This is a genomic window from Treponema endosymbiont of Eucomonympha sp. (assembly GCF_001028545.1).
On record NZ_BBPW01000042.1, the window covers coordinates 1 to 6141 of the forward strand.

Annotated in this window: 9 protein-coding genes and 1 pseudogene; 4 read left to right on the forward strand and 6 right to left on the reverse strand. The window is 58.6% G+C overall.

Annotation, left to right across the window (positions count from 1 at the left end; all coding sequences use genetic code 11):
- From AWU74_RS10120 to AWU74_RS11505, 3 genes and pseudogenes are all read left to right on the forward strand, one after another.
- A pseudogene (locus tag AWU74_RS10120) lies at positions 1–127 on the forward strand (IS5/IS1182 family transposase); the annotation flags it as partial.
- 379 nt (positions 128–506) lie between these two features.
- Complete coding sequence (locus AWU74_RS03220; protein WP_062327523.1) at positions 507–1559, forward strand: N-acetylmuramoyl-L-alanine amidase family protein; 1053 nt, start codon at positions 507–509, stop codon at positions 1557–1559.
- A 38-nt stretch (positions 1560–1597) separates the two neighbouring features.
- The gene (locus tag AWU74_RS11505; protein ID WP_187150812.1) at positions 1598–1741 is read left to right on the forward strand and encodes a hypothetical protein; all 144 of its coding nucleotides are present in this window, start codon (positions 1598–1600) and stop codon (positions 1739–1741) included.
- On the opposite strand, the gene AWU74_RS10125 is transcribed toward AWU74_RS11505, so the two are convergent.
- Both AWU74_RS10125 and AWU74_RS13335 read right to left on the reverse strand, forming a co-directional pair.
- Positions 1719–1916, reverse strand: coding sequence for a hypothetical protein (locus tag AWU74_RS10125; protein ID WP_162481713.1), 198 nt, complete (start codon positions 1914–1916; stop codon positions 1719–1721). The two genes, AWU74_RS11505 and AWU74_RS10125, sit on opposite strands and share 23 nt — an antisense overlap.
- Positions 1917–1958: 42 nt before the next feature.
- Positions 1959–2159: a transposase gene (locus AWU74_RS13335; protein ID WP_162504731.1), complete on the reverse strand. Its 201-nt coding sequence runs from the start codon at positions 2157–2159 to the stop codon at positions 1959–1961.
- Between AWU74_RS13335 and AWU74_RS10135 the strand changes: the two genes are divergently transcribed.
- On the forward strand, positions 2149–2304 hold the full coding sequence (locus tag AWU74_RS10135; RefSeq protein ID WP_238580150.1) for a hypothetical protein: 156 nt from the start codon (positions 2149–2151) through the stop codon (positions 2302–2304). The two genes, AWU74_RS13335 and AWU74_RS10135, sit on opposite strands and share 11 nt — an antisense overlap.
- A 49-nt stretch (positions 2305–2353) precedes the next feature.
- Here the strand turns inward: AWU74_RS10135 and AWU74_RS03225 are convergent, their stop codons facing one another.
- The 4 genes from AWU74_RS03225 to AWU74_RS03245 all read right to left on the reverse strand — a co-directional run bounded on the left by AWU74_RS03225 (position 2354) and on the right by AWU74_RS03245 (position 5706).
- On the reverse strand, positions 2354–3097 hold the full coding sequence (locus tag AWU74_RS03225) for a cyclase family protein (RefSeq protein ID WP_062327526.1): 744 nt from the start codon (positions 3095–3097) through the stop codon (positions 2354–2356).
- A 43-nt stretch (positions 3098–3140) separates the two neighbouring features.
- On the reverse strand, positions 3141–4169 hold the full coding sequence (dusB, locus tag AWU74_RS03230; protein WP_062327529.1) for a tRNA dihydrouridine synthase DusB: 1029 nt from the start codon (positions 4167–4169) through the stop codon (positions 3141–3143).
- Positions 4169–4942, reverse strand: coding sequence for a TatD family hydrolase (locus tag AWU74_RS03235; RefSeq protein WP_062327532.1), 774 nt, complete (start codon positions 4940–4942; stop codon positions 4169–4171). The genes dusB and AWU74_RS03235 overlap by 1 nt, the downstream gene beginning before the upstream one ends.
- Before the next feature lie 365 nt (positions 4943–5307).
- Entirely contained in the window at positions 5308–5706 is a 399-nt protein-coding gene (locus AWU74_RS03245) for an ExbD/TolR family protein (protein WP_062327540.1), read from the reverse strand.
- Positions 5707–6141 lie beyond the last annotated feature (435 nt).

Below are 6141 nucleotides of genomic sequence, written 5' to 3' on the forward strand. Positions count from 1 at the left end.
AACCGTCTTCCGTGCCCTCAAGCGCTGGCGGGGAATTGCTACGCGCTATGCAAAGCTCACCGCTTCCTTCATCGCCGCCATTCATGTCAGGTGTTTGTTTCTCTACCTTCCAGTCCACGCTACCTAGATTGACGAACAGGCGTCTGTCCAAAGGAGTGTATATATAAAAGGAAAAACTCCCGCATTTCGTGTCAAAAACCTCCGCTTCTCTTTCTAAAAACCTCTGCATCTCGCGCCGAAAAGATGCAGAGGTTTTTCACGAGACATACCGTCCTCAGAAGAAAATTTCACGGCGGTTTATATTCGCCGCGCTATGCGCAACATAACTTTGAGCGGTACGGAGAGGCGTATGGCGGTCAAACTAAAAATCCTGAACAGAACCCGAAGGATTCGACCGGCGCAAAACGGCGCGTAACGCGGGAAAGTTCGAAAACAGGGAAGCCGATAGTCCGCTGCGCAAGCCGACAAGGCGTTATGTTGCTGCTTCGATTACCGAAAATAAGAGCATGAAAACGGCGGTTCGACCGAGTCTGGCGGTGTTATTTTCCGCGCTGTGCCTGACGCTTTCCGCAGCCCCCGCGTCCGCGGCGGCGGTCAGCCTGACGGAGGCGGCGGAAAAAAACGGCGCGCTGCTGTATTGGGACGCGCTCACCGGCAGTGGGATGCTCGAAAAGAACGGGCATCGGCTGTCGTTCCGCTGCGGCGACGCGCTCGCGCTGCTGGACTCGGCGCGCCTCGCGCTTGTTGACCCGCCCCGCGCCGAAAGCGGCAGCGTCCTTGTCTCGGAGGCGTTTCTGTCCGCCGCCGCCGAATTGTTTGCTCTGCCGCCGTCCGCCTTGCCTTTATATCGAATCGGCGCCGTCTTAATCGACCCGGGACACGGCGGAAAGGACACGGGCTGCCGGGGGTATGTTACCGTAAACGGGCAAAAGACCATCGTGTATGAAAAAGATATCGCGCTGTCGGTTTCGCGCCTGCTGTACGCTCGGCTTAAAGCCGCCTATCCCGACAAAAATATCCTGATGACCCGCTCCGACGACACCTATCTGTCGCTTGAAGAGCGCGTCGAGCTCGCAAACTCGGTGCCGCTCGGCGCCAACGAGGCTATCATCTATATATCGGTGCACGTGAATTCCTCGCTGAACAGCAGCGCGTCCGGCTTCGAGGTCTGGTATCTCAGCCCCGACCACGCGCGCGCCAAGCCGGTGCTTTCCCAGTCCGCCGTCGAGGACAAAGAGCTGTTCGCCATTCTGAATTCGATGACGGAAGAGGAATATATGAAGGAAAGCACGCTCGTTGCAAAGTTCCTTTTGGACGCGCTGAAGGCGGAAATCGGCCGCGAAAGCCCGGTGCGCGGCATAAAAGGCGAGACATTTTTCGTCGTCCGCAACGCGAACATGCCGAGCGTGCTTGCGGAAATCGGCTTCCTCTCCAATACCAGAGAGGCGAAGCGTCTGCGCGACCCAAAATACCTGCAGAAAATCGCGCAGGGGCTGCATAGCGGGCTTGCCGCGTTCATACAGCACTTTGAGCAGTCGCGGGGATTCACCGCACGCTAGGTAGTGTGGACTTAAAGGTAGAGAAACAAACACCTGACATGAATGACGGCGATAAAGGAATAGGCAAGCTTTGCGCAGAGCTTGGCAATTCCCCGCCGGCGCTTGAGGGCGCGAAAGACATTTTCAATGACGTGCCCGATACAGTTTATGATTGTATGCTCACTGCTCTTTCCGGCTTTTAACCGGAGGGATGACTGCTGCTATATCCGCTTCCTTAAGCATGTCGAGCAGTTCGTTCGCTTCATACGCCTTGTCCGCAAGGAACGCTTCCGCTTCCAAATCCTCCATAAGGAGAGGAGCTTGATTACAATCCGCGACAGTGCCGCTTGCCGGTATCCCGTATTCGTCAACTGCCAAGTGTAATTCGCTGTTCAGCCCCCTTTTGTGCGGCTGATATCCTCACCTGCCGCCGTGCGCCCCGCATGCCTTGATATACATCGAATCTATCATAAAGATATCCCCGGCAGGCTCGCCTATTGCAGCGTCCGCCGGCGTTTTCCATATTCCCTTATTCCGCCAGCGGCAAAACCGCTTGTGTATGCTGTTCCGGTTCCTGAATTCTGGCGGTATATCCCTCCACGGAGCACCCGTGCGCGTCAGCCGCGCTTCCGTGTTTCCCTGCCTATCCGGGCAGTTCTTTTATCCGTTCCCGCGCCTCGTCGCTTATATCGTGCCGGTGAATGCCTTCATTTTCTTTCATGTTTCCCATTTTACCTCTTTCCTCTATCTAGTCCACACTACCTAGAACAGAGCCTCTCGTTCGCCCACACGAGAGCCTCTCGTTCGCTCGTGCGTCATTTCGGGGCGACCGCGAACACGCGGCTGTTGAAGCCGACGCCGTTCTTCACGTTGGGGAACGCGACAAAGACGATCGCCCCGACCGGCGGCACTTGGTCGAGGTTTGCCACGAGTTCCACGTTCAGCCTGCCGCGCTTCAGCACGAAATCCTCGCATATCATGCCGCTGTCCGCGGCGCCGGCGGCGGAATCGGTGTCGGGCGTTTCGTGCCCGATCGCCGCCGCGCCGCGCTCGTCGAGCAGGTATTTCAGCGCGCCGAGGTCCCAGCCCGGATAATGCGCGTTGCCGTCCGCGTCATTGTTGTCGTATGCCGCCGCCGCCCGCTTCGACCAGTCGCTCCGAAACGCGACGAACGCGCCCTCCGGAACGCGCCCGTATGCCGCTTCCCAGTCCAGCACGTCCCGCTTGGTCAGGCGGTAGTCGGCGTCTGCGGCGACTGCCGCCGATTTATCTATGACCGCGAGCGGATACGCCATATCCTGTACGCCGAATTCGTGGGCGAAACGTCCCTTCGGGTCAAAGTGGCGCGGGAAATCGGTGTGCGTGCCGTATTGCCCCGGAATGGTGTACTGGAACGACTGAAATACGTTGCCGGTGCCCTCAAACGTGTACAGCGCTTTGACTCCCAGCGGGTCGAAGCCGTGCCAGTGCGGCGTATCGGGGCTCAGCTCAAAGCTCAAATCCACCCACCGGTACTCCGCCTTCCACTTTGCAAGCTCATTCCACAGTGCCGTGTCCATATGATTGTCTCCGTTAATAACGACGATGCGTTCTCGGCAAATGCTAGAAAATATGCCCGCCGTGTGTCAAGCAAGCGGCGGCGCTGTCTTGAAACGCGCGCCGGTAATCCGCTATGCGCTCGGCGGCGGTGAGCAGTTTGCGGAGTTCCGCGCCCCCCGCGACGCCCTTTGAATACGCGCAGAACCGCTTCCGCATCTTGCGACAGGCGGCTTCTTCCCCCTCGTCTGCGGCGAGCCGTTCCAATTCCCGAAACCCCGCCTCGATTCTCGCCTCATTGCTCGCGGGCGCATACGCGCCGGTTTCGAGCAGTTCCCGCGTCTCCCTAAAGACGAACGGGTTGCCGAGCGCGCCGCGGGCGAACATCACGGCGTCGGCTCCGGTGGTTTCGAGCATTCGCTGCGCGTCTTCCGGAGAAAACACGTCGCCCGAACCGAACACGGGGACGCCTTTCCCCTTCAGGCACGCCGCCAGCTCCGCGATAATGCCCCAGTCGGCGCTGCCCCCGTATCCCGCCGCCCGCGTGCGCGGGTGAATGGTAACCGCGTTCGCGCCGGCTTCCGCTGCGGCACGCGCCGCTTCCTTCCACGAAAGCGACTCCGCCGTCCAGCCGGAGCGGATTTTGACGGTAACCGGCAGCGGCGACACCGCTTTAACCACGGCGGCGGTTACGGCGAACAGCCTGTCGGGGTCACGGGTGAGTGCCGCGCCCGCGCCGGTTTTGACGACTTTCGGCACAGGGCAGCCCGCGTTTATGTCTATGAGGGACGGTTGCGCTTTCTCGGCAACGATTTCGGCGGCGCGGCTCATAGCTTCGGGATTCCCGCCGAAAATTTGTACGCCGTATTGCGTTTCGTTGTCAGCCCGCCGCAGCAGCGACTCGGTTTTGCCCGTATTTCTGACGAGCGCTTCGGCGGAAATCATCTCCGTGCAGCAGAACGCCGCCCCGCCTTCTATGCAGACGGAGCGGAACGCGCGGTCCGAATAGCCGGCAACCGGCGCAAGGAAGAGATTCCCTTCCAAACGAAGGCTGCCGACGGTAACGGGATGATAAAGCTGCGGGGCAGGGGGCATTATTCGGGCAGGCGGAAGAACGCGCAGCTATTCTTCCAAAGCTGTGCGCACAGTTCCTCGATATCCATTTCAAGCATTTCAGCTAAGAACTGCACCGTAGACGGCAGATATGCCGGCACGTTGCGCTTGTCGCGGTACTGGGCGGGAACCATAAAAGGGCTTTCGGATTCGACGAGCATCCGCTCGACCGGAATGTTCAGCACCGTTTCGTGCAGGTTCCGCGCATTGCGGTAGGTCAGGTTTCCGGCGAACGAAAGATACACGTTGAATTTGAGCGCCTGCTTCGCATACGCGGCATTCTCTGAGTAGCAGTGTAGCACCGCGCCCGCGGACGGATTACGGTCGGCAAGGATGTTCAGAATATCTTTCCCCGCGTCCCGGTTGTGAATGACGACGGGCTTGTTGTGCTTTTCCGCGATTTCAAGCTGCGTAATGAACAGCTCGATTTGCGAGCGCTTGTCGCCGAATTTGCGGAAATAATCCAAGCCGGTTTCCCCGACCGCAACCACGTTCGGCTGCTTCAGCCCGTCTTCAACCGTCTGCACCCAGTTTTTGCCGGGACGGCTCACTTCGGACGGCGCGACTCCGACCGCGTGATACACGCCCGCAACGAGTTTGAGCGTCGGGTATACGGTGCCGAAATCGCGGAGGCTGTTGCAAATGCTTATGATTCGCGCAACGCCGCACTGCTTCGCTTCCTGCACGACGCGAACCTGCCCAATAGGGTCATCACGGATAAGCCCAACGTGGGCGTGAGTATCAAAAATCTGCATGGTTTCTTCTTTTTGTGAAGCCGGAGCGCGGAACGGCGTTCAGCACGCAGGAATTCAGGCTTCTGGCAAAGCTAAAAAATATGCGAAGCTTCCAAAATCAGCGATTTTGGAAGCTTCGTTTCTCTATGAGAGAATATAACACAGGAACGGCAAAGCGTCAACTTGTGTTCCGGCAGGGCAACGATATACAAAAGAGCGGGGCAGAGCGTTAAACGTTTGGGTGGAAATGCGGCGTATATTCCGCCGTACCGCCCATCTTCAGTGCCGGAAGGCGCGCCCGTTCCCGGCGGCGTTTTGCTGTGCGCCCGCATAGAAGCGCCGGGTGCGCGGTAGGCTGGTTTCCTCGGACGCCGTGCGGCGCAGGCTTATGCGTCCCGCGCCACAAAGCTCACGACGCGGCGCTCCAAAAGCTGCAGAATGCCGAGCACACCGTTCACGTATTCAAACGGCGTCGCTTTGTCCGCAATGATATGCACGCGGGTATCGGGCGCGGCGGCGCAGCGGTCGGTAACGGCGGCTTCGATATCCGCAAGGGCGCAGCGCGTCCCGTCCAGATAGAGCGCGCCTTCGCGGTCGAGCCATATCTCAAGGTTTTGCGCCGCGCCGGTGCGCTGCGCCGTTTCCGCTTCGGGGTATTCGATTTTCACTTCTTTCCGGTAATTGTTGAGCGACACGAGCATAAAGAAGATGAGTAGCAAAAAGGCGACATCGGACATTGAGTGGAGCGGCACCGAGCCGCGTGCGTGCGCGCGTTTCAGGTTCATGGCTTTCGGGCAGTTTATGGGCGCGGCGTGCGCCTGTCAAGCGTTCGGTTGTGCCTCCTTTACCATAGGTCAGTTCTGTGTCTATCGCCCCGTCTCCGCGCCATTTCAAGGTTCTTTTTGCAGATGCGCTATTCGGGTCGTGCTTCGCCGCTCCCTCGCGGCGCGGGAACGGCGGGCACGCGCCGGAAGCCGACACCCAGTGTCGCCGATTTTAGTATTCCTGCGGAGAAAAAGTCAACGATGTTACCCGTGCAAGGAACCCGGCAAGTGGGTTTTGCCTATACGCGGTATAAAGACAAAGCCTATTGACACTCGATATGCATTTCCTATAATAGAGCGGAACGGCTGCGGGGACAGACGCAGCCGTTACAAAAACAACTGGAGGCTCTTTATGGCAGAAATGGAATTAGGATACGGAAGCGAATATCAACTATT